The sequence below is a fragment of the Bradyrhizobium sp. BEA-2-5 genome (genome assembly GCF_032918025.1).
Classification (GTDB): Bacteria; Pseudomonadota; Alphaproteobacteria; order Rhizobiales; family Xanthobacteraceae; genus Bradyrhizobium; species Bradyrhizobium pachyrhizi.
The window spans coordinates 4,813,403-4,838,205 of sequence record NZ_CP136629.1 but is presented as its reverse complement, the minus strand read 5'-3'; the positions used below and the strand labels follow the sequence as shown (position 1 = coordinate 4,838,205).

Annotated in this window: 26 protein-coding genes and 1 pseudogene; 17 read left to right on the top strand and 10 right to left on the bottom strand. The window is 65.7% G+C overall.

The window, feature by feature from the left end:
* Positions 1-86: 86 nt before the first annotated feature.
* Both RX327_RS22690 and RX327_RS22685 read right to left on the bottom strand, forming a co-directional pair.
* Positions 87-425, bottom strand: coding sequence for a hypothetical protein (locus RX327_RS22690; protein ID WP_050385776.1), 339 nt, complete (start codon positions 423-425; stop codon positions 87-89).
* A 430-nt stretch (positions 426-855) separates the two neighbouring features.
* Positions 856-1,332, bottom strand: a complete 477-nt coding sequence (locus RX327_RS22685; protein WP_317247172.1) for a helix-turn-helix domain-containing protein — start codon at positions 1,330-1,332, stop codon at positions 856-858.
* Positions 1,333-1,441: 109 nt separating this feature from the next.
* Between RX327_RS22685 and RX327_RS22680 the strand changes: the two genes are divergently transcribed.
* Together RX327_RS22680 and RX327_RS22675 are read left to right on the top strand one after the other, a co-directional pair.
* Positions 1,442-2,215 carry a glucose 1-dehydrogenase gene (locus tag RX327_RS22680; RefSeq protein ID WP_317247171.1) on the top strand — a complete coding sequence of 258 codons (774 nt, stop codon included), beginning with the start codon at positions 1,442-1,444 and terminating at the stop codon, positions 2,213-2,215.
* A gap of 214 nt (positions 2,216-2,429) precedes the next feature.
* Complete coding sequence (locus RX327_RS22675; RefSeq protein WP_167350416.1) at positions 2,430-2,603, top strand: hypothetical protein; 174 nt, start codon at positions 2,430-2,432, stop codon at positions 2,601-2,603.
* 43 nt (positions 2,604-2,646) lie between these two features.
* Here the strand turns inward: RX327_RS22675 and RX327_RS22670 are convergent, their stop codons facing one another.
* On the bottom strand, positions 2,647-3,255 hold the full coding sequence (locus RX327_RS22670; protein ID WP_317247170.1) for an FMN-dependent NADH-azoreductase: 609 nt from the start codon (positions 3,253-3,255) through the stop codon (positions 2,647-2,649).
* A gap of 99 nt (positions 3,256-3,354) precedes the next feature.
* Here RX327_RS22670 and RX327_RS22665 point away from each other — a divergent pair, with 99 nt between their 5' ends.
* Complete coding sequence (locus tag RX327_RS22665; protein ID WP_317247169.1) at positions 3,355-3,759, top strand: helix-turn-helix domain-containing protein; 405 nt, start codon at positions 3,355-3,357, stop codon at positions 3,757-3,759.
* 150 nt (positions 3,760-3,909) lie between these two features.
* On the opposite strand, the gene dprA is transcribed toward RX327_RS22665, so the two are convergent.
* Complete coding sequence (dprA, locus tag RX327_RS22660) at positions 3,910-5,025, bottom strand: DNA-processing protein DprA (protein ID WP_317247168.1); 1,116 nt, start codon at positions 5,023-5,025, stop codon at positions 3,910-3,912.
* A 136-nt stretch (positions 5,026-5,161) separates the two neighbouring features.
* Between dprA and RX327_RS22655 the strand changes: the two genes are divergently transcribed.
* The gene (locus RX327_RS22655; protein WP_317247167.1) at positions 5,162-6,400 is read left to right on the top strand and encodes an amidase; all 1,239 of its coding nucleotides are present in this window, start codon (positions 5,162-5,164) and stop codon (positions 6,398-6,400) included.
* A gap of 104 nt (positions 6,401-6,504) precedes the next feature.
* Here RX327_RS22655 and plsY read toward each other — a convergent pair whose 3' ends face one another.
* The 3 genes from plsY to RX327_RS22640 all read right to left on the bottom strand — a co-directional run bounded on the left by plsY (position 6,505) and on the right by RX327_RS22640 (position 9,586).
* The gene (gene plsY / locus RX327_RS22650) at positions 6,505-7,101 is read right to left on the bottom strand and encodes a glycerol-3-phosphate 1-O-acyltransferase PlsY (RefSeq protein ID WP_317247166.1); all 597 of its coding nucleotides are present in this window, start codon (positions 7,099-7,101) and stop codon (positions 6,505-6,507) included.
* A gap of 224 nt (positions 7,102-7,325) precedes the next feature.
* The gene (locus RX327_RS22645; RefSeq protein WP_317247165.1) at positions 7,326-8,627 is read right to left on the bottom strand and encodes a dihydroorotase; all 1,302 of its coding nucleotides are present in this window, start codon (positions 8,625-8,627) and stop codon (positions 7,326-7,328) included.
* 5 nt (positions 8,628-8,632) lie between these two features.
* Positions 8,633-9,586, bottom strand: coding sequence for an aspartate carbamoyltransferase catalytic subunit (locus RX327_RS22640; RefSeq protein WP_317247164.1), 954 nt, complete (start codon positions 9,584-9,586; stop codon positions 8,633-8,635).
* A gap of 268 nt (positions 9,587-9,854) precedes the next feature.
* Between RX327_RS22640 and RX327_RS22635 the strand changes: the two genes are divergently transcribed.
* From RX327_RS22635 to RX327_RS22605, 7 genes are all read left to right on the top strand, one after another.
* Entirely contained in the window at positions 9,855-10,589 is a 735-nt protein-coding gene (locus RX327_RS22635) for a M15 family metallopeptidase (RefSeq protein WP_050385810.1), read from the top strand.
* Positions 10,590-10,818: 229 nt separating this feature from the next.
* Entirely contained in the window at positions 10,819-11,232 is a 414-nt protein-coding gene (locus tag RX327_RS22630) for a hypothetical protein (protein ID WP_050385782.1), read from the top strand.
* A gap of 32 nt (positions 11,233-11,264) precedes the next feature.
* On the top strand, positions 11,265-11,717 hold the full coding sequence (locus RX327_RS22625) for a hypothetical protein (RefSeq protein WP_050385783.1): 453 nt from the start codon (positions 11,265-11,267) through the stop codon (positions 11,715-11,717).
* Positions 11,718-11,877: 160 nt separating this feature from the next.
* The gene (locus tag RX327_RS22620) at positions 11,878-13,521 is read left to right on the top strand and encodes an isovaleryl-CoA dehydrogenase (protein ID WP_317247163.1); all 1,644 of its coding nucleotides are present in this window, start codon (positions 11,878-11,880) and stop codon (positions 13,519-13,521) included.
* A gap of 10 nt (positions 13,522-13,531) precedes the next feature.
* Positions 13,532-14,305, top strand: coding sequence for a CPBP family intramembrane glutamic endopeptidase (locus tag RX327_RS22615; protein ID WP_050385784.1), 774 nt, complete (start codon positions 13,532-13,534; stop codon positions 14,303-14,305).
* 246 nt (positions 14,306-14,551) lie between these two features.
* Entirely contained in the window at positions 14,552-15,763 is a 1,212-nt protein-coding gene (locus RX327_RS22610) for an ABC transporter substrate-binding protein (protein WP_317247162.1), read from the top strand.
* A 351-nt stretch (positions 15,764-16,114) separates the two neighbouring features.
* A complete protein-coding gene (locus RX327_RS22605; RefSeq protein ID WP_244482330.1) occupies positions 16,115-17,233 on the top strand; it encodes a GNAT family N-acetyltransferase in 1,119 nt (372 codons plus the stop codon).
* 61 nt (positions 17,234-17,294) lie between these two features.
* On the opposite strand, the gene RX327_RS22600 is transcribed toward RX327_RS22605, so the two are convergent.
* From RX327_RS22600 to RX327_RS22590, 3 genes are all read right to left on the bottom strand, one after another.
* Entirely contained in the window at positions 17,295-18,221 is a 927-nt protein-coding gene (locus tag RX327_RS22600; protein ID WP_317247161.1) for an AEC family transporter, read from the bottom strand.
* 2 nt (positions 18,222-18,223) lie between these two features.
* Positions 18,224-18,706 carry a Holliday junction resolvase RuvX gene (ruvX, locus tag RX327_RS22595; RefSeq protein WP_317247160.1) on the bottom strand — a complete coding sequence of 161 codons (483 nt, stop codon included), beginning with the start codon at positions 18,704-18,706 and terminating at the stop codon, positions 18,224-18,226.
* A 237-nt stretch (positions 18,707-18,943) separates the two neighbouring features.
* On the bottom strand, positions 18,944-19,834 hold the full coding sequence (locus tag RX327_RS22590) for a LysR family transcriptional regulator (RefSeq protein ID WP_317247159.1): 891 nt from the start codon (positions 19,832-19,834) through the stop codon (positions 18,944-18,946).
* 118 nt (positions 19,835-19,952) lie between these two features.
* Between RX327_RS22590 and RX327_RS22585 the strand changes: the two genes are divergently transcribed.
* From RX327_RS22585 to RX327_RS22560, 6 genes and pseudogenes are all read left to right on the top strand, one after another.
* A complete protein-coding gene (locus tag RX327_RS22585) occupies positions 19,953-20,933 on the top strand; it encodes a nitronate monooxygenase (RefSeq protein ID WP_317247158.1) in 981 nt (326 codons plus the stop codon).
* An 18-nt stretch (positions 20,934-20,951) separates the two neighbouring features.
* Positions 20,952-22,031, top strand: a complete 1,080-nt coding sequence (locus tag RX327_RS22580; protein WP_317247157.1) for a nitronate monooxygenase family protein — start codon at positions 20,952-20,954, stop codon at positions 22,029-22,031.
* A 361-nt stretch (positions 22,032-22,392) separates the two neighbouring features.
* Positions 22,393-22,680, top strand: a complete 288-nt coding sequence (gene gatC, locus RX327_RS22575; protein WP_008548395.1) for an Asp-tRNA(Asn)/Glu-tRNA(Gln) amidotransferase subunit GatC — start codon at positions 22,393-22,395, stop codon at positions 22,678-22,680.
* A gap of 78 nt (positions 22,681-22,758) precedes the next feature.
* Positions 22,759-23,001, top strand: coding sequence for a hypothetical protein (locus RX327_RS22570; RefSeq protein WP_317247156.1), 243 nt, complete (start codon positions 22,759-22,761; stop codon positions 22,999-23,001).
* Positions 22,998-24,469: pseudogene (gene gatA / locus RX327_RS22565) on the top strand (Asp-tRNA(Asn)/Glu-tRNA(Gln) amidotransferase subunit GatA). Before RX327_RS22570 ends, gatA begins: the two are co-directional and overlap by 4 nt.
* A gap of 3 nt (positions 24,470-24,472) precedes the next feature.
* Complete coding sequence (locus tag RX327_RS22560; protein ID WP_028333821.1) at positions 24,473-24,763, top strand: hypothetical protein; 291 nt, start codon at positions 24,473-24,475, stop codon at positions 24,761-24,763.
* The last annotated feature ends 40 nt before the right edge of the window (positions 24,764-24,803 follow it).

Sequence of the window (24,803 nt, the reverse complement as noted above, 5' to 3'; positions counted from 1 at the left end):
TAGCTTGTGGGAAAACTTGAAGGTGGGTTCCGCTAGACTCGCGGCCCGCCGTGTCGGGGCGAACATGGGTGCTGGGGCGGTCCCTGTCAAATCGCCAGATATTGAAGGGAGGCGCCAAGCTGTGGAGTTTCTATCCCAGGGGTTGCAAAATACGTCCTAGAGTTGCGTCCGGAAAGGGCGTATCTCTCTATATATAGGGTGGAAATCGGATTAGGCCTTTTGAGCAGCACAGGGGCGGCCGGAAGCGCAAGGCGTCGGGCCGGCGGCGACCGGCGGGCGACGAGACGGCTGGGGAGGGCGGCCCGGACGATGCCCTGGTCCTGATCGCAGCCGCCGCGACCGAACTCGCCAAACTCGCCCAGCGCCACAAATTCGAAGTCCTCGAGCGCCTGTTCGCGATGGCCCGCCTGGAGGCCGACGAGCAACTGCGTTCGTGCAGCCGGAGGAGGTTGTCGTGAGGGGCGTCGCGGGATGCAGGGGTCGGGGCTCTCTCCATTCGTCGTCCTGGCCTTAGTGCGGCGCGGCGTACTGGATCGCCCCGCATCGACCGGTGTCGTCCCTGCGAAAGCAGGGACCCACACGCCGCAGCGGGTGTTGTGGAGGGGATTCGTCGTTGCAGCACTGCTCAACAATGACCATCGGTGGTTATGGGTCCCTGCTTTCGCAGGGACGACACCGAATGTGTGGCGTCGTCTGTGACCACGTTCGTGACGACCGCGAAGCGCCCCTCGATCGGGTGAGACGGGCAATTCATAACACTGAGTTGCGCTTCGGATAAAGCGAAATATTTTTGCAGGCGAAGCATTGGCAGGTTTTTGCTGAGTTGCCCGTCGTGTCGTACCAACAACACCCATCCTACGTACTCGCGAGACGCCGCGCGCGCTTCGCTGCAGGCCGCGGCTTCAGCGCAGTGTCGGCCGCGCCAAGCACGCGTCCATCCTGCGAATAGAGCGCGAGCTTCTTCACCGGCTTGCCCTTGTCGCGATCGACCAGGATGGTCGCGATCTCCTCGGGGTGATCGTCGAACGCCTCGCTCCATTGCCGCAGCGCGACCAGGATCGGGAAGGCGCCGCGGCCCTTCGGCGTCAGCAGATATTCCTGATAGGCGCTGCCGTCGGAGGCGGGGACCGTCTTCAGGATGCCGCGCTCGACCAGCGTGCGCAGCCGTGTGGCAAGGATGTTCTTGGCAAGCCCGAGGCTTGCCTGGAATTCGCCGAAGCGGCGCCGGCCGAGGCTGGCGTCGCGGATGATCAGGAGCGACCACCAGTCGCCGAACACGTCGAGCGCGCGTGCGACGGGACAGCTGTCGCCTGCAAGGCTGGTTCGTTTCACCGACCGTCTCCAGGAATTCGGGCCATCACGACCTTGTGTGGTTGCAATATTAAACCGTATGCCCTAGCTAGGCAATGAAGTTTAATAATGCAACCAATTGGAGGCGGACATGAGACTGGCGGACAAGACGGCATTGATTACGGGCGGCAACAGCGGCATCGGGCTTGCGACGGCAAAGCTGTTCGCGGCCGAGGGCGCCAAGGTGGTGATCACCGGGCGCAACAAGCAGACGCTGGAGGCTGCCGCGAAGGAACTCGGGCCGAACGCGCTCGCACTGGCCGCCGATGCCACCGACATCGCGGCGCTGGAAGCCGCGGTGAAGCAGGGCACCGAGAAGTTCGGCAAGTATGACGTGCTGTTCGCCAATGCCGGCATTCCCGGCCAGACGCCGGTCGGCGGCACCACGCTGGCCGCATTCGAGAATGTGATCCGGACCAATCTCACCGGTGTGTTCTTCACGGTGCAGGCGGTCGCGCCGTATCTCAACGACGGCGCATCGATCATTCTCAACGGCTCGGTGATTTCCGTGCTCGGCAATCCCGGCTACTCGGCCTATGCCGCGAGCAAGGCCGGCGTGCGCGCGATGGCGCGGGTGATGGCGTCAGAATTCTCGCCGCGCAACATCCGCGTCAACGTGGTGGCGCCGGGTGCCGTGCGCACCCCGATCTGGGGCGCGGCGATCGCAACGCCCGAGGCCGAGAAGACATTTGAGCAGCGGATCGGCAAGACCACGCCGCTCGGGCGGATCGGCGAGCCCGATCACATTTCAAAGACCGTGCTATTCCTGGCGTCGGACGACGCCGCGCATGTGCAAGGGCAGGAGCTGTTCATCGACGGCGGTGCAACCGCATCACCGGCGGGCGCGCCGATCTATCGCGGATAATTTGTTTCTCATTGTATCGAACGGCCGGTGTGAAGCGTTTCATACCGGCCGATTTCGTTTGCGACTATCATCGCGCAATAGTTTGTTGTCTACGCATGATCTTTCCGGAAAACCGCTTCGCACTTTTCCGGATCATGCTTGAACCTTTGACGTACTCGCCGGACTCTTGAATGGGCGGGGGATTTTTCACCACGGAATCATTTGGAGTGCCGCCATGCCGAAAGCAGCCCGCATTTCGACGTCGATCCCGGTTTCGCCCGCATTCGAAAGTTCAGATACGACGCAATTCGTGACGGTCGCGCTGTTCTCCGGCATCGGCCTGTTGATTTTCGCTGGTCGCCGTCATCCTCGGCATTCAGGGCGTCTGGTTCTGAGTTCCTCCGCCTGAACGGCCTGCCGCCGCCAGGCGACAGCAGGCGCTTTGAATCACATCAGGCTGCGTTCAGATTGCCGGCGGCCTGCAGCGCGCCCGCAACCGCCTTTTCGCGATGCTCGGGGCCGACCTGGATGCCGTCGGCGGGGATGAACTCAACATTCCTGACGCCGATGAAGCCGAACACACCGCGCAGGTAGGTCTCGAGGTGCTCGAGCGCGGCCATCGGCGTGTCGGCGCCGTAATAGCCGCCGCGCGAGATCGCGACGATCACGCGCTTGCCGCCGGCGAGCCCCTCCGGCCCGGCCGCGCCATACTTAAAAGTCTTCCCCACCACCATGATGCGGTCGATCCAGGCCTTGAGCTGGCTCGGAATGGTGAAGTTGTACATGGGTGCACCGATGACCACGACGTCGGCGCCCAGGAACTCCTCCAGCACGGCCTGGCCGGTCGCGATGTCGTCGCGCACCGACGGGTCCGGCGCCGCGCCCTGGCTGGCGGCGAGGTGCAGGCCGGAGAGGTGGGCGAGCGGGGTCTGGCTGAGGTCGCGGTAGTTGACGACGAGGCGCTGATTGGCCTGGCGCAGCCGGTCGACGATGGCGGCGGAGACCTGCCGGCTGACGGAGTGGGGGCCGAGGACCGAGGAATTGATGTGCAGAAGTTTCATGGCAGAGGTCACCTTTGGTATAGGTTTGTAACTGGCGCTATATGAGTGACCACCCTAAATCTCCGCAAGAACGCACATTTTTGAAACCAGAGCACAGAAATGAGACCCGAGAACATCGATGTGACCGCTCCGCCGCCGCGGCCCAGCCCCGACCACAGCGATTGCCGCGCGGTCGCCTCCGTGCTGGCGCGCGTCGGCGACAAATGGAGCGTGTTCGTCATCATGATGCTCAGCGACGGGCCGAAGCGCTTCAACGAACTGAAGCGAATGATCAACGGCATCTCGCAGCGGATGCTGACCTTGACGCTGCGCGGCCTCGAGCGCGACGGCCTCGTCACGCGCACGATCTTCCCGACCATTCCGCCGCGGGTGGACTATGAGCTGACTGACCTCGGCCGCGGTCTGGCGGCGCCCGTGAAGGCGCTCGGCCAGTGGGCATTCGCGCATCTGCCGGAGATCGAGGGGGCGCGAAACGACTTCGATGCGCGGAATGGGGAAGGTTGAAACGTGTTGTCCGTTACCCTGAGGAGGCCGCAACGTGGCCGTCTCGAAGGGGCGACAGCCACCAGCGGGGCCGTGCGTCCTTCGAGACGCCTGCTGCGCGGCTCCTCAGGATCACGGTGACGGATTGGCGTAAGCCGTCAAGCCGGAGCACTAAATCAGCGACACCAGCCCACCGCCGTGGCGTTCGAGCCCGCCGGCGAGCTCGAGCTCAAGCAGCACGGCGCGCACAACGGCCGGCGACACGTCGGCCATCCGGATCAGATCGTCGATGCTGATCGGGCTCGGCCCGAGCAGATCGATGATGCGGGCGCGATCGCCGCTGTCAGTGGCAAAGTCCAGCGGCTCGTCGTCCTCGCGCAAGCCAGGCATCAGCGGCCGCTCCATGATCGGCTGAACCGCGTTGATGATGTCGGCGGCCTCGGTGACGAGCGTCGCGCCCTGCTTGATCAGATCGTTGGCGCCGGCTGCGCGCGGATCGAGTGGCGAGCCGGGCACGGCGAACACCTCGCGGCCCTGTTCGGCCGCCATGCGCGCCGTGATCAGTGAGCCCGAGCGGTGCGCCGCTTCCACCACGACGACGCCGAGCGAGGCGCCCGAGATCAGCCGGTTGCGGCGGGGAAAGTCGCGGGCGCGCGGCTCGTGGCCGAGCGGCATCTCGGAGATCGCCGCGCCGTGTTCGAGGAGGGCGGCCAGCAGATCCTCGTGCTCCGGCGGGTAGATCCTGTCGTGGCCGCCCGCGAGCACGGCGATCGTGCCGCTCTCGACGCTGGCGCGATGCGCGGCCTGATCGACGCCGCGGGCGAGGCCCGAGATGACGACGAATCCGGCCTCGCCAAGCTCGCGCGCGAGCTGGCCGGCGAACTTCAAGCCGGCGCCCGAGGCATTGCGCGAGCCGACGATGGCGATCATCGGCCGCATCAGGGTGTCGCGCGCGCCGCGCACGGCAAGCAGCGGCGGCGCATCGTCGATGGTGGCAAGCCGCGCCGGATAATGCGCTTCCTCCGGCGCGACGAGATCGATGCCGAATTTGCGGCAGGCTGCGAGCTCTGCCGCAGCGTCGGCCTCGCTGCAGATGCGTCCGGGGCCGGAGGCGCCGCCGCGGCGCGCGAGGTCAGGCAGGCGCTCCAGCGCGTGCGCCGCATCGCCAAAATGGCGGAGCAGCGATGCAAAGGTGCGCGGCCCGACATTGTCGGAACGGATCAGCCGCAGGCGGTCGATCCGTTCGGTGTCGGTGAGTTTTGGAGGGCTGGGCGAGCGGTCATGCATGCGGGGCTTAGCTTCGCCCAACCTGAGATTGTGATCAACTGCGACATTGGCGCAGCCGCGCGCGACGCGCTAAAAGCGCTTGGCAAGAAGCTGCCAAAAAACCGTCAAGAACCATCAAGAAACAGGACGTCTGCCGATGATTTCGCTTGCCGATCTCCAACACCGCATCGCCTCCGGCGAATTGTCCACCGATGCCGCCATCACGCAGACGCGGGACGCCATCGCGGCGCGGGACAGAACCATCGGCGCCTTCGTTCGCCTCGACGAGACGGCGCGTGCGCAACAGGCCGGGCCGCTGCGCGGGATTGCGGTCGGCATCAAGGACATCATCGACACCGCCAACATGCCGACCGAGATGGGTTCGGAGATCTACCGCGGCTGGCAGCCGCGCGCTGACGCGCCTGTGGTGATGATGCTGAAGCGGGCAGGGGCCACCATCATCGGCAAGACCACCACGACCGCGTTCGCCTCGCGCGATCCGACCCCGACACTCAATCCGCACAATCCCGGCCATTCGCCGGGCGGCTCGTCGTCGGGTTCGGCCGCCGCGGTCGCGGCCGGGATGATCCCGCTGGCGCTCGGCACGCAGACCGGCGGTTCGGTGATCCGGCCGGCGTCGTTCTGTGGCGTCGCCGCGATCAAGCCGAGCTACCGCCTGCTGCCGACCGTCGGCGTGAAATGCTTCTCCTGGACGCTCGACACCGTCGGGCTGTTCGGCGCCGGCGTGCGCGACGTCGCGCTGGGGCTCGCTGCGATGACCAGGCGGCCTGAGCTGGTGGGGCCGTCGAAAGTTTCCGCGCCGCGCATCGGCGTGGTGACGCAGGCCTTCGCCGGTTCGCCGGAACCTTCCGGCGCGGAGGCGTTGCAGAAGGCCGCGCGTGCGGCGGAGCAGGCGGGTGCGACCGTGCGCGAGCTCGCGATGCCCGAGGTCGTCGCGGAGGCGTGGCGGATCCATCCGGTGGTGCAGGAGTTCGAGGCGCATCAGTCGTTCGCCTGGGAATACGGCCAGAACTACGATGCGATGCCGCCGCTCCTGCGCGGCCGGCTCGACGAGAGCAAGGGCGGCACGCCGGCGGAATACGACGCGGCGATGGCCGTCACGCTGCGCGCGCGGCAGGCGCTGGCCACGATCCTCTCGGAGGTCGACGTGCTGCTGACGCTGTCGGCGCCGGGCGCGGCACCCGAGGGTTTGGCGTCGACCGGCGATCCCCGTTACAACCGGCTCTGGACCTTGATGGGCGTGCCTTGCGTCAACGTGCCGACGCTGACCGCCGAGGGCGGATTGCCGGTCGGCGTGACCGTGATCGCGGGTTTTGGCGATGATGCGAAGGCGCTGGCGGCGGCGAGCTTTGTCGAGGACGCGCTGAGGAAATAGGCCTCGTCATTCCGGGGGCGATGCGCAGCATCGAACCCGGAATCTCGGCCAAAACCTCTAGATTCCGGGCTCATCGCTGACGCGATGCCCCGGAATGACTGACGTCACTTCCGCTCGCCGATCTTGCCCTCGGTGCCGGCCTGCAGGCGCTGGATGTTCTCGCGGTGCATGTAGAACAGCAGCAGCGTCAGCACGGCGAACAGCGAGGCGAGCGCGTTGTGGCCGAACCACCACAGGAACAGCGGCGTCACGAACGCGGCGATCAGCGCCGACAGCGACGAGTAGCGGGTGGTGTAGGCGGTGCCGAGCCAGATCGCGGCGAAGATCAGCGCCGCGGGCCAGAACAGGCCAAGCAGGACGCCGATATAGACGGCGACGCCCTTGCCGCCCTTGAACTTGAGCCAGACCGGGAAGAGGTGGCCGAGGAAAGCCCCCAGCGCCGCCAGCATCGCCGCGTTCGGGCCGTCGATGGTGCCGGCGATGATGACGGCGACGGTGCCCTTCAGCATGTCGCCGAGCAGCGTCGCCGCGGCGAGGCCCTTGCGGCCGGTGCGCAGCACATTGGTGGCGCCGATATTGCCCGAGCCGACCGTGCGCAGATCCTGCGTGCCGGCCATCCTGGTCAGCACCATGCCGAACGGGATCGAGCCCAGCAGGTAGCCGATCAGGAAAGCGAGCGGCAGCAGCCCATCAGCAGACATCGCGGTGGTTCCCTGGAGCGGTCCCACCCAAACGGGGCAGTGCCGTCAATGAAATATTAACCATAAATCCGCACCATGGCCTTGGTAATGAGGGAGCTTATCATGGCTTCTGTTCGCAGGCGGCTGGAGCAGTTTTTCTTTGTCGTTTACGTCGCGGCCATCGTCGTTGGCACAACGATGGAAGCGATGTCGCAACTCGCGTCGCGCTGAGTTCCACCCCAGTTTCAGACGTGCTCGTACACGGTCCGTCCACCGACGATCGTCCGCGTCACGCGGCCCGAGAAGCGGGCGTCGTCAAACGGCGTGTTCTTGCACAGTGATTTGAGATCGTCGCGGTCGACCACCCAGGGCGTATCGGGATCGATCACGATGACGTCGGCGGGGCTCCCGGCGCGCAGGGTTCCGCCTGGCAGCCCGAGCAGCTCGGCCGGACGGGTCGACATCGCCCGGATCAGCGTCTTCAGCTCCAATTCGCCATTATGCACCAGCCGCAGGCCGGCCGGCAGCATGGTCTCGAGCCCGATGGCACCGGGCGCGGCTTCCGCGAACGGCAGGCGCTTGACCTCGACGTCCTGCGGATTGTGGTCGGACATGATGACGTCGAGGAGGCCGGAGGCGATCGCCGCCACCAGCGCGCGGCGGTCGTCCTCGGTCCGCAGCGGCGGTGACAGCTTCAGGAAGGATCGATAGGGGCCGATGTCGTTCTCGTTCAGCGCCAGATGGTTGATCGAGACCGAGGCCGAGACATTGTGGCCGGCGTCGCGGGCGCGCTTGAGGATCTCCAGCGACTCGATCGAGGTCAGCGAGGCTGCGTGATAGCGCCCGCCGGTCAAGCCTGCGAGCCGCATGTCGCGCTCGAGCATGATCGACTCGGCCGCCGTGGGAATGCCGGCAAGGCCGAGCCGGGTCGCGAACTCGCCCTCGTTCATCACGCCTTCGCCGACGAGGTTGGGGTCCTCGGTGTGATGCACGATCAGCGCGTCGAAGTCGCGGGCGTAGGTCAGCGCGCGTCGCATGACCTGGGCGTTGGTCACGCTTTTGTCGCCGTCGCTGAAGGCAACCGCGCCGGCGGCTTTCAGGAGGCCGAACTCGGTCATCTCCTCGCCGTGCATGCCCTTGGTCAGCGCCGCCATCGGCTGGATGTTGACGATCGCGGTGTCGCGGGCGCGGCGCATCACGAAGTCGACGGTTGCCGAATTGTCGATGACGGGAGAGGTGGCCGGCTGGCAGATGATGGTGGTGATGCCGCCCGTCGCGGCGGCCTGGCTCGCGGAGGCAAAGGTCTCGCGATGGCTGAGGCCGGGCTCGCCGACGAAGGCGCGCATGTCGATCAGGCCCGGCGCCACGATCTTGCCGGAGCAGTTGACGATGTCGGTGCCCTCGGGGACGCCGGCCGCGCCGATGCCGCGCTTGGCGTCACGGATCACGCCGTCGGCGATCAGGACATCGCCCGGACCGTCGAAATCCCTGGAGGGATCGACGACGCGGGCATTGGCGAGCAGGATGGGGCGGCGATCGGTCAACATCAGCATCACGCGTTGGGCAGGTTGCGGGCGAGCGCTTCCAGCACGGCCATGCGCACGGCGACGCCCATCTCCACCTGTTCGCGGATCAGGGACTGGGCGCCGTCGGCCACGATCGAGTCGATCTCCACGCCGCGGTTCATCGGACCCGGATGCATCACGAGGGCATCCGGCTTGGCGTAGGCGAGCTTCTTCTGGTCGAGCCCGAAATAATGGAAATATTCCGACGACGAGGGCACGAAGGAGCCATTCATGCGCTCGCGTTGCAGCCGCAGCATCATGACGATGTCGGCGCCTTCGAGGCCCTCGCGCATGTCGCGCATGACCTCGACGCCCATCCGCTCGATGCCGGTCGGCAGCAGCGTGGAAGGGCCGACGACCCGGACGCGGGCGCCCATGGTGTTGAGCAGGATGATGTTGGAGCGGGCCACGCGCGAATGCAGCACGTCGCCGCAGATCGCGACCACGAGGCCTTCGAGCCGGCCCTTGTTGCGGCGGATGGTGAGCGCGTCGAGCAGCGCCTGCGTCGGATGCTCGTGCGCGCCGTCGCCGGCATTGATCACGGAACCGTCAACCTTGCGCGCCAGCAGTTCCACCGCGCCGGAGGCGTGATGGCGCACCACCAGGATGTCCGGGTGCATCGCATTCAGCGTCACGGCGGTGTCGATCAGGGTCTCGCCCTTGCGGATCGAGGACGAGGATACCGACATGTTCATGACGTCGGCGCCGAGCCGCTTGCCCGCGAGCTCGAACGAGGACTGGGTCCGGGTGGAAGCCTCGAAGAAGAGGTTCACCTGCGTCCGTCCACGCAGGACGGTGCGCTTCTTGTCAACCTGGCGGTTGACCTCGACATATTCTTCGGACAGGTCGAGGAGGCCGCTGATGTCGGCGGCAGAAAGGCCCTCGATGCCCAGCAAATGCCGGTGGCCGAGGACGAAGGTCGATTTCAACGATGGGGTCATTAAAGCGAGAGCTATAGGCGCGGATGGCCGGTGGGGCAAGCGCGAAGAGGGCTCGCGGGAGTTTTCCCCGAGTAAGATGTTGTTGCCTTCTCGGCGGTCCTGCCGGGGCTCGCCGCGGGACATCCGCGCCTTGCTTTTGCGGGGTTTTCCGGAACAAGACGTGGATGGCCGGGCATAGGCGGAGCGGCAGCGACGCCGTCCTCCTGACGGGCTATACCCGGCCGTGACGCCGGAGCGAGACCTCGTGAAAATTGTCGTGATCGCATGGATGACCATCGCGTTGATCCCGGGGGCGATCTCGCCTGCCTTCGCTCAGAACCTGCCCGGCGACTTCGCGTTCCTCCGCAACATCGATCCGACCATCATTCAGGACATCCGCTACGCCGCCGCGAACAATTTCATGGGCCGGCCGCTCGCGGGCTATGGCGCGGCGGAATGCGTGGTGAAGCGGGAGGTCGGGCTCAGGCTCAAGGCCGTGCAGCAGGAACTGGCCCGGCAAAGACTGTCGCTGAAGATGTTCGATTGCTACCGGCCGGCCCGTGCCGTCGCCGACATGGTGGCGTGGTCGAAAAATGGCACCGAGACCGTCGCCGAGCGGCGCTACAACCCGGTCTTCTCGAAAGCCGATCTGTTCCGCCTCGGCTACATCGCCACCCATTCGGGGCATTCGACAGGGGCCGCGGTCGATCTCACGCTGGTCGATCTTGGCGCCGACAATTCGCGCAAGTTCGATCCGGCCAGGGACTATGCCGACTGCACCGCGCCGGCCGCCGCGCGTGCCCCGGAGGGCAGCGTCGACATGGGTACCGGCTACGATTGTTCCGACGTGAAGGCCCACACCGCGGCCGCCTCGATCACGCCGGCGCAGAGACGCTGGCGCACCAAGCTGGTCGCGGCGATGGCCCGGCAGGGGTTCGCGAACTATGCCAAGGAATGGTGGCACTTTTCGCTGCCGGGGGCAGGCGGGCCGGCCTACGACTTCCCGATCGTCCGGGCGCGCTAGAGCGTTTTCGAGCGAAGGGGACGCCGGTTCGCGTGAAGAAAACGCGTCGGAACAAGAGACTAGAGCTTCGATTCTGATTCAATCAGAACCGAAGCTCCAGCGCAGGATTTTCCTCAAATCCGAAGCATTTTCGCAAGGCGACGCTTGCCATCGCAAAAGTAGCCGAGCGCACTTTCAACACTCCTTAATTGTGGCCGTATGAAGTGCGGGCAACACGGGAGCATGCAGCATGCGTTTCGCAGCCATTGCAATTGTTGTCGTCGGCGTCGCCGGCGTCTTGATCTACGATCGACACGACAAGAGCGCGAACTATCAGCGCGTCGATGCCCGCATCAGCGGCGTCAGCGAGCAATGCTATCTGGAAAAGGTCGAGCGCGGCGTCATCACCAAGACGACGTCGACCTCCGACCTGACCCGTTGCGAGATTGCCGAGCTGCTGCGCAAGGAGCATCCGAAGTGGCAGGGTTATGACGTGAAGCACAAGATCGAGGTGAAGGTCGTCTATGTCTCGCCGGTCGACGGGGCCACGCACCAGTCGAGCCTGCAGATGTCCTATTTGCCCAATGGCAAGCCGCTGCGCGCCGGGGATGTGTTTCCTGTGCTCGCCTCCAAGACCAAGGCGGACAAGGCGCGTTCGATCTGACCGACGCGGTTCGACAGGACGGAAGCACAACCATGCGCCTTGGCCTCTACGCTATGATCGCTGTCGCCGTCGCGAGCTTCTATGTCTATAGCGAGCTCGACAAGCGGTTGAACTTCCGGCCGATCGACGCGCGCGTCAGCAGCGTCAAGGAACAATGCTACATGGAGAAGACCGAGGGATCGCGAAGCTCGACCTCCGATCTGTTGCCGTGCGAGCTTACCGAGCTTCTGGCGCGCCATCATCCGAAATGGCAAGGCGCCGACATCAAGCACAAGATCGAGATCCGGTTTGCCTACATCTCGCCGGTGGATGGCGCCGCGCATGAGTCCAACCTGCAGTTGGCGGCCTATCCCGATAACCGGCAATTGAGCAGCGGCGACATTTTTCCGGTCCAGGCTTCCAGGAAGGAGGCGAACCGGACCCGCGTCAATGACTCGGTCGACCGCTGGCTCGGCCGCCATGCGCCCAAGCGCGCAAGCATCTAAAGCACAGAAGCATCTGGCGGACGTGTACTTTTCGCTGCCCCGCGCCGGCTCGCAGGCTTATGATCCTCCGATTCCATTGCGCCGCGGCTGGCCCGTGATCCCGGCCGGGGAAGGCCTGTTGTCCAGGCCGCATGCGTGCAGACCAGTTGCCGAGGAGACCATGACGCAGGCTCCGTTTGCCACCCATGAGGTCTTCAACCAGTCGCCGCCGTTCGAGGACGTCGACCTGTTCGCGGTGGACGCGCCGCTCGCCGCGGCGGTCGCTGCCAATGGCGGGGAGGCGGCAACGGCTGAGCTGTCCGATTTCGGCAAGCAATGGGGCTCTGCGGCGATGGCCGATCGCGGCCGCCTCGCGAACGAGAACACGCCGAAGCTGCGCACCTTCGATGCCAAGGGCAATCGCCGCGACCAGGTCGAGTTTCATCCCGCCTATCACGAGCTGATGGCGCACAGTGCGCACGCGGGCGTGCACAATTCGACCTGGACCGCCGACGGCAAGCCGGCCGGCGGGGCGGCCGAGGTGGTGCGCGCGGCAAGGTTCTACATCGCTTCCCAGGTCGAGACCGGCCATCTCTGTCCGATCACGATGACGCGCGCCTCGGTCGCGGCGCTGGCCTCGCAGCCGGATATTCTGGCGAAGACGATGCCGGTGATCGGAACGCGCGCCTATGATCCCACCTTTGCGCCGTGGTGGCAGAAGCGCGGCATGACGCTCGGCATGGGCATGACCGAGAAGCAGGGCGGCACCGACGTGCGCGCCAACATGACGCGGGCCGTGCGTGACGGGGACGGCTATCGCATCACCGGTCACAAATGGTTCATGTCGGCGCCGATGTGCGATGCGTTCCTGGTGCTGGCGCAGGCAGATGGCGGGCTGACCTGCTTCTTCATGCCGCGCTTCGCGCCGGACGGCTCTGTCAACGCCATCCAGTTCCAGCGGCTGAAGGACAAGCTCGGCAACCGCTCCAACGCCTCGTCCGAGGTCGAGTTCGCCGGCGCCTACGCGGAAGCGGTCGGCGAGGAGGGCAAGGGCATCCGCACCATCATCCAGATGGTGCAGCTGACGCGGCAGGATTGCGCGATTGCGTCCGTCGGCCTGATGCGCTCGGGGCTCGCACATGCGCTGCATCACGCGCGGCACCGCAGCGTGTTCCAGAAGCATCTTGCCGATCAGCCCCTGATGCAGGCCGTGCTGTCGGACATGGCGCTGCATGTGGAGGCGAGCACGGCCCTGGTGATGCGGCTCTGCCGCGCCTTCGACCGCACGCCGCAGGATGCGGCGGAGGCGGCCTATATGCGGCTGCTGACGCCCGCGATCAAATACTGGACCTGCAAGAGCGCGCCGCCGTTCCTCTACGAGGCGATGGAGTGCCTCGGCGGCAACGGTTATGTCGAGGACGGCATCCTGGCCCGCCACTATCGGGAGTCGCCGGTCAACGCGATCTGGGAAGGCTCGGGCAACGTGATGTGCCTCGACGTGCTGCGCGCGCTCGCGCGCGAGGCTGACGCCGCACTCGCGGTGCTGCGCGCGCTCGCCGAGGAGACCAAGGGCCTGCCGGGCGCCGCCGAGGCCGTTGGCTCGATCGGGCAGTCGTTCCGCCGGCCGGACAGCGAGCGCGTCGCGCGGCTTGCGGTCGAGCAGCTGGCGCTCCTGGCGGCAACTGCGGCGCTCAACCAGGTCTCGCCGAAAAACGCCGAGCTGTTGGCGGCGACACGGCTTGCCGAACGCCACGCCGGGATGTACGGCGCGGTGGACTTATCCGATACCGATCAGCGCGCGCTGCTGGCGCGGGCGCTGCCATGAAGGTTTGCTGATGGACGCACTCAATCCCGATACTTCGCCGTCGGCTGTCGAACCGCCGCCGCTCCCCCCGCGGGTCTGGAAATTCTGGGGCACCGCACTGTGGGGCCTTTTGATTTTCGCCGCGATGTTCGTCGGCCAGGTCACGGTCATCGTCTGGCGCATCGTCGCGCAGGGCGGGGAGGTGTCGACGGCCGGCATCACCCACGTGGTCGCCGACGGCCTGACGATCTCGCTCTCGGTCCTCGCCGGCCTGCCGATGGTGTTGCTGGTGCTGTGGTTCGCGATCCGCAGGACCCGGATCCCGTTCGCCGATTATCTCGGGCTGCGCGGGACGTCGTGGAAGAACGTGATCATCGGCGTCGTCGCGCTCGTCGTACTGGTCGGGGCCTGGGACATGGTGTCCCGCGCCGCCGGCCGCGAGGTGTCGCCGGGCTTCATGGGCGACGTGCTGAAATCGGCGCAGGAGCACAGCGCACTGTGGCTCCTGGTGATCGCCTTCGCCGTGGCCGCGCCGCTCTGGGAGGAACTGTTCGCACGCGGCTGGCTCTACCGCGGCTGGTCGGAATCCGCGCTCGGACCCTATGGCGCGATCCTGCTGTCGTCGATCGTCTGGACCGTGATGCACCTGCAATACGATTGGTTCTTCCTCTGCCAGGTGCTGACGATCGGCCTCCTGTTCGGCTATTTGCGCTTCCGCACCGGCTCGACCTGGCTGACCATCCTGCTGCACGGGCTGAACAATTTCGCGGCGACGATCCAGACCTGGTGGCTGGCGGGATCGTAACGCCCTGTCCAATTGCTAGGAGCCAACAGGTCGCGCGGACGCGCGCGCGACGACAGGTTCCGCGACGAAGCAATCGACGTCTCTGCACGCGGAAAGATGGATTGCTCCGCTTCGCTCGCAATGGCGGGAGTGTGGACCAAGGGGATGTCGGTGCCCCCGTCCGAGTGCTATGATCCAGATTCAATGAATGAGCGCGGGCCGGTCCGAAACTAGGCAGCGGCGGCTGCCGTCGTGCGAGCTCTTCTCATGGCTATCTTGATCCGAGCAATCCTGGCCGGCGTCGTCGCGCTGGCGTCTCTCGGCGCCATCACGCAGCAGGTGCGCGACCAGGGCGTTACCGACACCGAAATCCGGATCGGCAATGTCATGCCGTATAGCGGCGCGCTGGAGATTTTCGGCCAGATCGGCCAGGCGGAGGCCGCCTATTTCAACATGATCAACGCGCGTGGCGGGATCAACGGCCGCAAGATCCGCTTCATGTCCTATGACGATCTGTCGGATCCCTCCAACGCCATGGATCTCACGCGCATTCTGGTCGAAACCGACAATGTGCTCTTGATGTTCGGTTCGTTCGGCACGCCGGGGAATCTCGCGGTGCGGAAGTATCTCAACGAACGGAAGATCCCCCAGCTTTTCGTTGCTTCCGGCGATCACGAGCTCAGCGAGCCGGCGGCCTATCCGTGGACCATGGGCTGGCAGCCCTCGTATCGCGAGGAAGGGCGCATCTACGCCAACTACATCCAGGCCTACTACCCCAGGAAGAAGATCGTGGTGCTCTGGCAGAACGACCAGTTCGGGCGCGAATTGTTCAAGGGACTGGTGCAGGGGCTGGGCGACGTCGCCCACAACATCAGGGTCGACATCGCCTATGATGTCGACGATCAGCACCTGGACGGCCACGTCTCGATCCTGAAGCAATCGGGCGCCGAGGTCTTTGTGTTTGCCGGAGTACCGGAAAATGCCGCCAAGGTGATCCGCGCGGCGGCCGACCACGGTTGGCGGCCGGTGTTCGTCGTGAACCAGATGGCGTCATCGATCGAGACGGTGCTCAAGCGGGCCGGCACGGAGAATGCGACCGGCGTCATCACCGCCGCGTTCCTGAAGGATGCGAGCGATCCGGCCTGGAGAGCGGAGCAGGGCGCCTGGTACAGCTTCCTGGACAAGTATACCAAAGCCGGCGGCAAGGATGACGCGGCCGCAGTCTACGGCTATGCCGCCGCCGAAACGATGGTCGAGGTGCTCAGGCAATGCGGCAACGACCTGTCGCGCGAGAATGTCATGAAGCAGGCCGCGGCGCTCAGGGATTATCAGGCGTCCGCCTTGCTCCCCGGCATCAAGATCAACACCGCTCAGTTCCGACCGGTCGAGCAATTGCGGTTGCTTCAGTTCGATGGCCGTAGCTGGCAGCCGATCGGGGATGTGCTCGATACGGCGTTCGCCGGTTCGGCCGGGAAATAGCGGCGATCAGGAGAAGCCGTACAAGCCGCGCCCAATCGTTGCTGGCCCTCGCTCTTGCTGAAGCGCAAGGGCGAGTTGTGGTGCTACGTCGCTGGGACCGGCGGGCCGGTCTATTGCGGGAGGGCGCGCCGCTCGGCGCCGACGGGGCTTCGAAAGAGACGCGATTTCGAAAGTAATGACTTGTTGCGCGGATGGCACAGGAGCCCGCGTCCAAATCAGGTACATTGATACTGTATTGAAAGACTTTTCATCACCCGGAGCATTGCGTTGGCGTCAGACGCAGTCAGTCTGGCTGATACAACAAGCGTAGCGGACGCGGCAGCTGCTACAGCGCCTTTTCGCGTAAAGATCGTGACGCGCGACGAAATCGCCGGTTGTCCCGCTTGGGCTGCCAGCTTCGCCGACTTGCGCAAGGATCACCGCTACTACGAAATCCTGGAGGATACGCTCCGCGAGCGCGTCGAGTACCGGTACTTCGCGATCATCGACCGGGCAGGCTGTCTCCATGCCGTCCAGCCGTTTTTTCTTCTCGACCAGGACGTTCTCGAAGGACTTGGAGCGCAATGGCAGCCGCTGCTGGCGCGCATCCGAGGCGTCGTTCCCGGGTTTCTCAAAATGCGAACCCTGATGGTCGGATGTTTCGCCGGGGAAGGGCATCTTGCCGGATCAAGCACGGTGCCGTCCGGCAAGATCGCCGAGATTCTTTGCGGGGAAATCGTCACACTCGCAAGATCGTGCCGGGCGCAGCTCATCGTCCTGAAGGAATTCCCCGCGCGCTACCGGCCGGTGCTGGATTGCTTCGTCCGGCGCGGCTTCGCCCGCGCGCCGAGCATGCCGATGACGGCGCTCAATATCGAGCACGACGACTTCGATGCCTACATGCAAAATGCGCTGCCGCGGTCGGCGCGCTGGCAGCTCCGCAAGAAATTCAAGGCAACCGACGGTGAAACCATAGCTCTTACCGTCACCGACGACGCAAGGAATGCCGTCGACGAGATCTATCCGCTCTACCTGCAGGTCTTCGACCGCTCGAAATTCCGTTTCGAAAAACTGACAGCCGACTATCTCCGCCGGCTCGGCACCGACATGAAGGACAAGGTCCGCTTCTTCATCTGGCGCCGTGGCGGCAAGGTGATCGCCTTCAGCCTTTGCATGGTGGAAGGCGACAGTCTGTTCTGGGAGTATGTCGGCCTCGACTATGCTGTCGCACTCGACCTTCATCTTTATTACTACACCATTCGCGACATGATGAATTGGGCGATCGCCAACGGTTACAGATGGCTTCGAAGCACGGGTCTCAGCTACGAACCGAAATTCCGGATGCGGCATGACCTCGATCCGCTCGACCTCTATGTGCGGCTTCGCTCTCCGCTTCCGAACGCGATCTTCAGGCTCCTGTTGCCCTGGATCGTCCCGGCCCGCTATGACAAGACCCTGCGCAAGTTCGCGAACTATCGCGAAGTCTGGTAGCAACCGATAGGCGCGGCGCCATGCTGCCTCGGCTCCAGTCAAGGCCGATTGGGTACGCCCTCTAAAGCCCCACTGCGGCGATCGCGATCGGCATCGTGATTGCCGCCAGGATCGTCTGCAGCGTGATGATCTGCGCCAGCAACGGCGCGTCGCCGCCCATCTGGCGGGCCAGCACATAGGCGCTGGGCGAGGTCGGCACGGCCGCGCAGATCGCGACGATCGCGAGATCGGGCCCGGTAACGCCGAACCACACCGCGAGCGCGACGGTCAGGACGGGCATCAGCACGAGTTTCAGCACCAGCGCGATGCTCGCGGCGAGGCTGGGCCGGAAGATGCCTTCCAGATGCAGCCCGGCCCCGGTGACGAGCAGGCCGATCGCCAGCGACGATCCGCCGAGCGCGTCGGCGACGTCATACCAGATCTGTGGCAGCGGGATGTGCACGACATTGATGACGAGCCCGATGACGCAGGCCCAGATCAGCGGGTTCTTCACGACAGTCATCACGATGGCGCCGGTCGAACGCTTTGCGGACGAGGCATAATTCGCCAGCACGGCGACGCTGAACACATTGACCAGCGGGATGATTGCGACCATCGCGACCGAAGCCAGCGCGAGGCCTGTACTGCCATACAGATTGCGCGATACCGACAGCGCGACAAAGGTCTGCCAGCGCGTTGCGCCCTGGAAGATCGAGGTGAAGGCGGGACCATCGATGCCCAGCCGCGACAGCGCCGGCCGCAGCGCGAGACAGAGCAGCGACATCGCGAGCGCCGACAGCAGCAGCGCGCCGCCGACGCCGGCGACCGGCACCCTGGAGAGGTCGGCCTTGACCAGGGTCTGGATCAGCAGCATCGGAAACAGCACGAAATAGGTCAGTTGCTCCAGCCCGTGCCATTGCGTGTCGAGGCGCATCAGGCTGTGCTTCAGCACGACACCGAGCACGATGAGGATGAAGACCGGCAGCAGCGCCGCGATCACCACGGCCATGGTCAGCGCTCCCCGCGCAGCTTCGCGAGCCGGTCGAGCGCGCCCTGCAGGATGAAGATCGCGGCATGCTCGTCGATCACCTCGGCGCGCTTGGCGCGGCTGACGTCCATGCCGATCAGCTCGCGCTCGACCGCAGCGGTCGAGAGGCGCTCGTCCCAGAGGCCGATGGGCAGCTGGGTCAGTCCGGCGAGATTGCGGGCGAAGGCGCGGGTGGATTGCGCGCGCGGGCCCTCGCTGCCGTCCATGTTGATGGGCAGGCCGAGCACGAAGCCGACCACCTTGCGCTCGGCCGCGATCGCGAGCAGCCGGGCGGCGTCCTGCTTGAACGCCTTGCGGGCGATGGTCTCGACGCCGGTCGCGAGCCGACGATCGGGGTCGGACACGGCAACGCCGATGGTCTTGGTGCCGAGATCGAGCCCGACCAGCGCGCCGCGCGCGGGCCAGTGCGGCGCAGCTTCGATCAGGGGAAGGATGGGGGCGGGCATGGCGCTAGTGTCCCGAATCCGAAGTTCGCATCATTTGCCGCACCTTCGGAGCGAACTTCGGATTCGATAAGGACACTAGCAAACTTATGATTCTAGTGTGCTTTATGAATGCGAAGTTCGTGAAAGTGGCTGCCGCGAAATCGCACGAACTTCGCATTCAGCACACTAGCGCTTAGCACGCACCCGCGCGCCGAGGCAAAGCCCGGCGCTGCCGTGGTGTCCATGCGAAAACGCCGGTCAGGCGGCGATCACCCGCTCGTCGCCACCGAGGCACGCGGCCAGCCCCCGCAACGCGCTGTACTGATGCGCGGTGCGGCGCTGGATGAACAGCGTCTCGACATGCGCATGCTGCGGATTGAGCTTGTGGATGTTGATGTCGCGCTGGACGTGATCGCGCTCGACGACCGCGCGCGGCAGCAACGTTACGCCCATGTCGGCGGCGACGCAGCCGATCATGCCGTCGAGCGTGCCGAGCTCGAAGCGCGCGGCCGACGGCCAGCCGAACTCGACGAACACTTGTTCGAGCCGCTGGCGGTAGGTGCAGCCGGTGCGGAAAACCAGCGCGGTCGGCCCGGACTGCGGCGTTCCCGCGCGCAGCTCGGCCAGCGATTTCCAGCGCTGCGCGGTGACCAGGACCAGTTCCTCGGTGAAGGCTGATGTCGCTGACAGATCGGCATGCGTGATGGGACCCGCGACGAAGGCGCCGTCGAGCGAGCCTTCAAGCACGCCGGTGACGAGGTCGGCCGTCGGCGCGGTACGCAAGGAAAGGCGCACGGCGGGGAAGCGGCGGTGGAAGTCGGCGAGCAGCGGCGGCAGACGCACGGCCGCCGTCGTCTCCATCGATCCGATCGCGAGCGGTCCTTTCGGCGCGCCATCGTCGCGTGCGGCGAGCAAGGCTTCGCGCGACAGCGCCGCCATCCTTTGTGCGTAGGGGAGAAGGCGCTTGCCGGCACCCGTCAGCGTCATGCCGCGGCTGTGGCGCTCGAACAGTGCCGTGCCGATCTCCGCCTCCAGCGCCTTCACGCGCTGGGTGACGTTCGACTGCACCGTGTTGAGCTCTTCGGCGGCGCGGGTGATGCCGCCGAGCCGGGCGACCGTGGAAAAGGTGAGCAGGTCGGTCAATTCCATCTGGGATCACCGTTCTGATTTAGAGATGGTAGCGATCTCTAGTATTCATTATCCGAGAATGTTAGGCCCGCTTAGGCTGCGAGTCCAGAACAGCACGTCCAGAACAGGGAGCAAGCGCATGCCGATCAGCACCGAATTGACGGCACGTCTGGGCATCGAGCATCCGATTCTGCTGGCGCCGATGGACACGATCGCCGGCAGCGGGCTGGTCAAGGCGGTCAGCGCCGCCGGCGGCTTCGGCATTCTGGGCGGCGGCTACGGCGACAAGACGCGGCTGCAGACCGAGACCGCGAGGCTGAAGGGTTTTGCTAAGCCGTTCGGCATCGGCTTCATCACCTGGAGCCTGGCCAGGCAGCCCGACCTGATCGACATCGCACTGGATGCGCGGCCGCGCGCGGTGATGCTGTCATTCGGCGATCCCCTGCCGTTCGCGCCGAAGATCAAGGCGGCGGGCGCGCTCCTGATCTGCCAGGTGCAGAGCGAGGAGATGGCACAGCAGGCGCTCGATGCCGGCGCCGATGTCCTGATCGCGCAGGGAGCGGAGGCGGGAGGTCACGGTGCCTCACGCACCACCATCGATCTCGTGCCGGCGATCGTCGATCTCGCCGCCGGCCGCGTGCCGGTGGTCGCGGCCGGCGGCATCGCGGACGGGCGCGGGCTCGCCGCCATGATGATGCTGGGCGCAAGCGGCGTGCTGCTCGGCACGCGCTTCTACGCCAGCGTCGAGGCCGACGCGGCCGAGCAGGCGAAGCAGCTGATCTGTGCGGCAAAGAGCGGCGAGACGGTGCGCGGCGTGGTGTTCGACTGGTCGCGCAAGCTGATGTGGCCGGCGCCGTTCACCGCGCGTTCGCTTGCCAACGATCATCTGCGGCGCTGGAGCGGGCGCGAGATCGAGCTGATGCAGCGCGCCGACGAGGTCGCGGTGGAGTATGCCGCCGCGAAGGCCGCGGCCAATTTCGATGTCGCCGCGGTGTTTGCCGGCGAGTCCGTCGGCCTGATCCATGATATCGTTCCGGCGGCCGAGATCGTCGGCCGCATCGTCGCCGAGGCCGAGCAGTCGCTGCAGGGCCGGCGCAACTCTCTTTCCTCTTTGACCTGAACAAGCGTGAGACACACCATGTGGCCTGACCGTCGACTGATCGATCTGTTCAAGACCGAATTTCCGATCGTGCTGGCGCCGATGGCCGGCGTGATGGATGCGGAGCTGGTGATTGCGGCCGCGCAAGGCGGAGCGCTGGGCTCGCTGCCTTGCGCGATGCTGTCGGCCGAGAAGGCGCGCGAGCAGGTCAACATCATCCGTCAACGCGTCTCTGCGCCGGTCAACCTCAACTTCTTCTGCCACAAGGCGGTCGACGCCGATCCGGCGCGCGAGGCGAACTGGCGGCGGCGGCTGGCGCCTTACTATCGCGAGCATGGTCTCGATCCGAATGCGCCGATCAATGCAGCCAACCGCGCACCGTTCGATGCGGCCTTCTGTGAAGTCGTCGAAGAGCTCAAGCCGGAGGTCGTCAGCTTCCATTTCGGCCTGCCGGAGCCAAATCTGTTGCAGCGGGTGAAAGCCACCGGCGCCACCGTGATGTCGTCGGCGACGACGGTGAAGGAAGCGATCTGGCTCGAGGAGAACGGCGCTGACGTCATCATTGCGCAAGGCGCCGACGCCGGCGGCCATCGCGCCATGTTCTTGACCGACAACATCGCCGAGCAGCCCGGGACGTTCTCGCTGCTGCCGCAGGTGGTGGATGCGGTGAAGGTGCCGGTCGTCGCGGCAGGCGGCATCGCCGACGGGCGCGGGATCGCCGCGGCATTCGCCCTCGGCGCCTCCGGCGTTCAGGTCGGCTCGGCCTATCTGCGCTGCCCGGAGTCCAAGGTGACGGCGCAGGCCCGCATCGCGCTGGCGCAGGCGAGCGACGATTCCACCGTCATCACCAATGTCATGACGGGCCGTCCGGCGCGCGGCGTCCAGAACCGCCTGATGCGCGAGGCCGGCCCGGTCTCGCCGGATGCGCCGCCGTTTCCCCATGCCGCGACCGCGCTGGGGCCGCTGAAGGCCGCGGCCGAAAAGCAGGGGAAGGTCGATTTCACCAATCTGTGGGCCGGACAGGCGGTGCGGATGGGCAAGGAGATGCCGGCGGCCGAGTTGACCCGCGCGCTGGCCGGCGCCGCGCTGGCGCGGATGGCGGCTCTGTCTCAGGCCTGACGCGCGGTCTCGTTCAGACCAGGCATGCCACGTAGAGGATCGCGACCCCCAGCGCCGTGCCGATCGACCAGAGGGCGGGGTCCCAGCCCTCCGGGCGGGGGCTGCCGTTGAGCATTGACATGACGCGCTCCGAACTTTTTGTTTGGGTGGAGTAGGCGCCGTGAATGTTTCGAGACGACTTCGCGGCGGCCGCGAAGTGGTTTCGTCGCCGTGTTTCGCAGCCGGAATGCGTGGCAGGGTGTCTTGCCTGGTCGCCAGAGGGGCGCAAAGCCCTGTTGGGCGGGCAAATCCGCGCGGTTGCGGCGCAAAACCGGCCTCTGCTATACGGCAGGCTGACCTTTCAGCCCCGAGGCCTTATATAATGTCCGTCGACGCCGCTACCGTCCGCCGCATCGCGCATCTGGCGCGCATTGCGGTTTCCGAGGACGAGGTTCCGCATCTGCAGGGCGAGCTCAACGCCATGCTCGCTTTCGTCGAGCAGCTCTCGGAGGTCAATGTCGAGGGCGTGGAGCCGATGACCTCGGTCACCCCGATGCAGATGAAGAAGCGGCAGGACGTGGTCAATGACGGCGAGATCGCCGACGATATCGTTGCCAACGCGCCCGCGACCGAAGGCCACTTCTTCCTGGTGCCGAAGGTCGTCGAGTAGCATGGCGTTTTCGAGCGAAGTGGAAGCCGGTTCGCGTGAAGAAAGCGCGTCAAACAAAGAGTCTTAGGACGTAGTCCGATGTGTCTGCTTTGCGACGATGAGAAGGCCTATCAGGCCTATATGGACTTCCTCGATGCCATGGAGCGCAAGGGGAAGGTCGCCGATCCCAACGCGGCGATGGACGCCGTGCTCGACCATCTTGAGGCGCTTGACGCCGCCCGCGCCAAGGAAAATGCCAAGGCAAATAACCTGGCGCGCAAAGACGACCCGGCCAACGACAAGACCCTGTCCCCGTTCTTCTGCAGCCCGATCAATAAATGACCGATTTGACATCGCTGACGCTCGCCGAGGCCCGCAAGGGTCTCGCCGACAAGACTTTCACGTCGCTCGAGCTGACCGACGCGCATCTTTCCGCGATCGAGGCCGCGCGCGTGCTCAATGCCTATGTGCTCGAAACGCCCGACCGCGCCCGCGAGATGGCCAAGGCCGCCGACGCGAAAATTGCAAAAGGCGAGGGCGGACCGCTCGCCGGCATCCCGCTCGGCATCAAGGACCTGTTCGCGACCAAGGGCGTGCGCACCACGGCGTGCTCGAAGATCCTCGGCAATTTCGTGCCGACCTATGAGTCCACCGTCACCTCGCAGCTCTGGCGGGACGGCGCGGTGATGCTCGGCAAGCTCAACAATGACGAGTTCGCCATGGGCTCGTCGAACGAGACCTCCTGCTTCGGCCCCGTCGGCAATCCCTGGCGGCGCGACGGCAGCAACACCACGCTGGTGCCGGGCGGCTCGTCCGGCGGTTCGGCCTCGGCCGTCGCCGCGCTGCTCTGCATGGGCGCGACCGCGACCGACACCGGCGGCTCGATCCGCCAGCCGGCGGCGTTCACCGCGACCGTCGGCATCAAGCCGACCTATGGCCGCTGCTCGCGCTGGGGCATCGTCGCCTTTGCGTCGTCGCTCGACCAGGCCGGTCCGATCGCGCGCTGCGCGATGCCGCGATGCTGCTGCGCTCGATGGCCGGCCATGACCCCAAGGACACGACCTCGGTCGACATTCCGGTGCCGGACTACGAGACCGCGATCGGCAAGTCGGTGAAGGGCATGAAGATCGGGATCCCTAGGGAGTATCGTCTCGACGGCATGCCGGCCGAGATCGAGAAACTCTGGAGCGAGGGCGCGGCCTGGCTGAAGGCGGCCGGCGCCGAGCTGGTCGAAGTCTCGCTGCCGCACACCAAATATGCGCTGCCGGCCTATTACATCGTGGCGCCGGCGGAGGCCTCCTCCAACCTCGCGCGCTATGACGGCGTCCGCTATGGCCTGCGCGAGCCCGCAAAGAACATCATCGAGCTCTACGAGAATACCCGCGCGTCGGGCTTTGGCGCCGAGGTGAAGCGCCGCGTCATGATCGGCACCTATGTGCTCTCGGCCGGCTATTACGACGCCTATTATCTGCGCGCGCAAAAAGTGCGGACGCTGATCAAGAAGGACTTCGAGGACTGCTTCGCGAGGGGCGTCGACGCGATCCTCACCCCCGCGACGCCGTCGGCCGCCTTCGGCATCGGCGAGAAGGGCGGCGCCGATCCGGTCGAGATGTACCTCAACGACATCTTCACCGTGACGGTGAACATGGCAGGCCTGCCGGGCATCGCCGTGCCCGCCGGCAGGGACGCGCAGGGCCTGCCGCTCGGCCTGCAATTGATCGGCCGTCCGTTCGACGAGGAGACGCTGTTCTCGCTCGGCGAGGTGATCGAGCAGGCCGCCGGCCGCTTCACGGCGCCCAGATGGTGGTGAGCGATGGCGGATTTCCGCGCCAGTCTCGCCGACACCGCGCCCGATGCGGCGCTGTCGCCGCCGCTCGCCGCGTTGTGGTGGGCGAAGAAGGGCGATTGGGACCAGGCGCACCGCATCGTGCAGGACGAGAGCGACGCCAATTCGGCCTGGGTGCATGCCCATCTGCATCGCGTCGAGGGCGATCTTGGCAATGCCGGCTACTGGTATCGCCAGGCCGGCCGGCCGGTCGCAAAGGACACGCTCGAGGCCGAGTGGGAGCGGATCGTTGCCACGCTGCTTGCGCAGCGCGGTTAAAGGACGCCGGTGCGGAGGCACCGCGAGCATTAACCCTGTT

Excerpts from the sequence above, each read along its gene's own strand:
- RX327_RS22680 (WP_317247171.1), top strand. The coding sequence starts at position 1,442 with ATGAGACTGGCGGACAAGACGGCATTGATTACGGGCGGCAACAGCGGC.
- RX327_RS22675 (WP_167350416.1), top strand. The coding sequence starts at position 2,430 with ATGCCGAAAGCAGCCCGCATTTCGACGTCGATCCCGGTTTCGCCCGCA.
- RX327_RS22670 (WP_317247170.1), bottom strand. The coding sequence starts at position 3,255 with ATGAAACTTCTGCACATCAATTCCTCGGTCCTCGGCCCCCACTCCGTC.
- RX327_RS22665 (WP_317247169.1), top strand. The coding sequence starts at position 3,355 with ATGAGACCCGAGAACATCGATGTGACCGCTCCGCCGCCGCGGCCCAGC.
- dprA (WP_317247168.1), bottom strand. The coding sequence starts at position 5,025 with ATGCATGACCGCTCGCCCAGCCCTCCAAAACTCACCGACACCGAACGG.
- RX327_RS22655 (WP_317247167.1), top strand. The coding sequence starts at position 5,162 with ATGATTTCGCTTGCCGATCTCCAACACCGCATCGCCTCCGGCGAATTG.
- plsY (WP_317247166.1), bottom strand. The coding sequence starts at position 7,101 with ATGTCTGCTGATGGGCTGCTGCCGCTCGCTTTCCTGATCGGCTACCTG.
- RX327_RS22645 (WP_317247165.1), bottom strand. The coding sequence starts at position 8,627 with ATGTTGACCGATCGCCGCCCCATCCTGCTCGCCAATGCCCGCGTCGTC.
- RX327_RS22640 (WP_317247164.1), bottom strand. The coding sequence starts at position 9,586 with ATGACCCCATCGTTGAAATCGACCTTCGTCCTCGGCCACCGGCATTTG.
- RX327_RS22635 (WP_050385810.1), top strand. The coding sequence starts at position 9,855 with ATGACCATCGCGTTGATCCCGGGGGCGATCTCGCCTGCCTTCGCTCAG.
- RX327_RS22630 (WP_050385782.1), top strand. The coding sequence starts at position 10,819 with ATGCGTTTCGCAGCCATTGCAATTGTTGTCGTCGGCGTCGCCGGCGTC.
- RX327_RS22625 (WP_050385783.1), top strand. The coding sequence starts at position 11,265 with ATGCGCCTTGGCCTCTACGCTATGATCGCTGTCGCCGTCGCGAGCTTC.
- RX327_RS22620 (WP_317247163.1), top strand. The coding sequence starts at position 11,878 with ATGACGCAGGCTCCGTTTGCCACCCATGAGGTCTTCAACCAGTCGCCG.
- RX327_RS22615 (WP_050385784.1), top strand. The coding sequence starts at position 13,532 with ATGGACGCACTCAATCCCGATACTTCGCCGTCGGCTGTCGAACCGCCG.
- RX327_RS22610 (WP_317247162.1), top strand. The coding sequence starts at position 14,552 with ATGGCTATCTTGATCCGAGCAATCCTGGCCGGCGTCGTCGCGCTGGCG.
- RX327_RS22600 (WP_317247161.1), bottom strand. The coding sequence starts at position 18,221 with ATGGCCGTGGTGATCGCGGCGCTGCTGCCGGTCTTCATCCTCATCGTG.
- ruvX (WP_317247160.1), bottom strand. The coding sequence starts at position 18,706 with ATGCCCGCCCCCATCCTTCCCCTGATCGAAGCTGCGCCGCACTGGCCC.
- RX327_RS22590 (WP_317247159.1), bottom strand. The coding sequence starts at position 19,834 with ATGGAATTGACCGACCTGCTCACCTTTTCCACGGTCGCCCGGCTCGGC.
- RX327_RS22585 (WP_317247158.1), top strand. The coding sequence starts at position 19,953 with ATGCCGATCAGCACCGAATTGACGGCACGTCTGGGCATCGAGCATCCG.
- RX327_RS22580 (WP_317247157.1), top strand. The coding sequence starts at position 20,952 with ATGTGGCCTGACCGTCGACTGATCGATCTGTTCAAGACCGAATTTCCG.
- gatC (WP_008548395.1), top strand. The coding sequence starts at position 22,393 with ATGTCCGTCGACGCCGCTACCGTCCGCCGCATCGCGCATCTGGCGCGC.
- RX327_RS22570 (WP_317247156.1), top strand. The coding sequence starts at position 22,759 with ATGTGTCTGCTTTGCGACGATGAGAAGGCCTATCAGGCCTATATGGAC.
- RX327_RS22560 (WP_028333821.1), top strand. The coding sequence starts at position 24,473 with ATGGCGGATTTCCGCGCCAGTCTCGCCGACACCGCGCCCGATGCGGCG.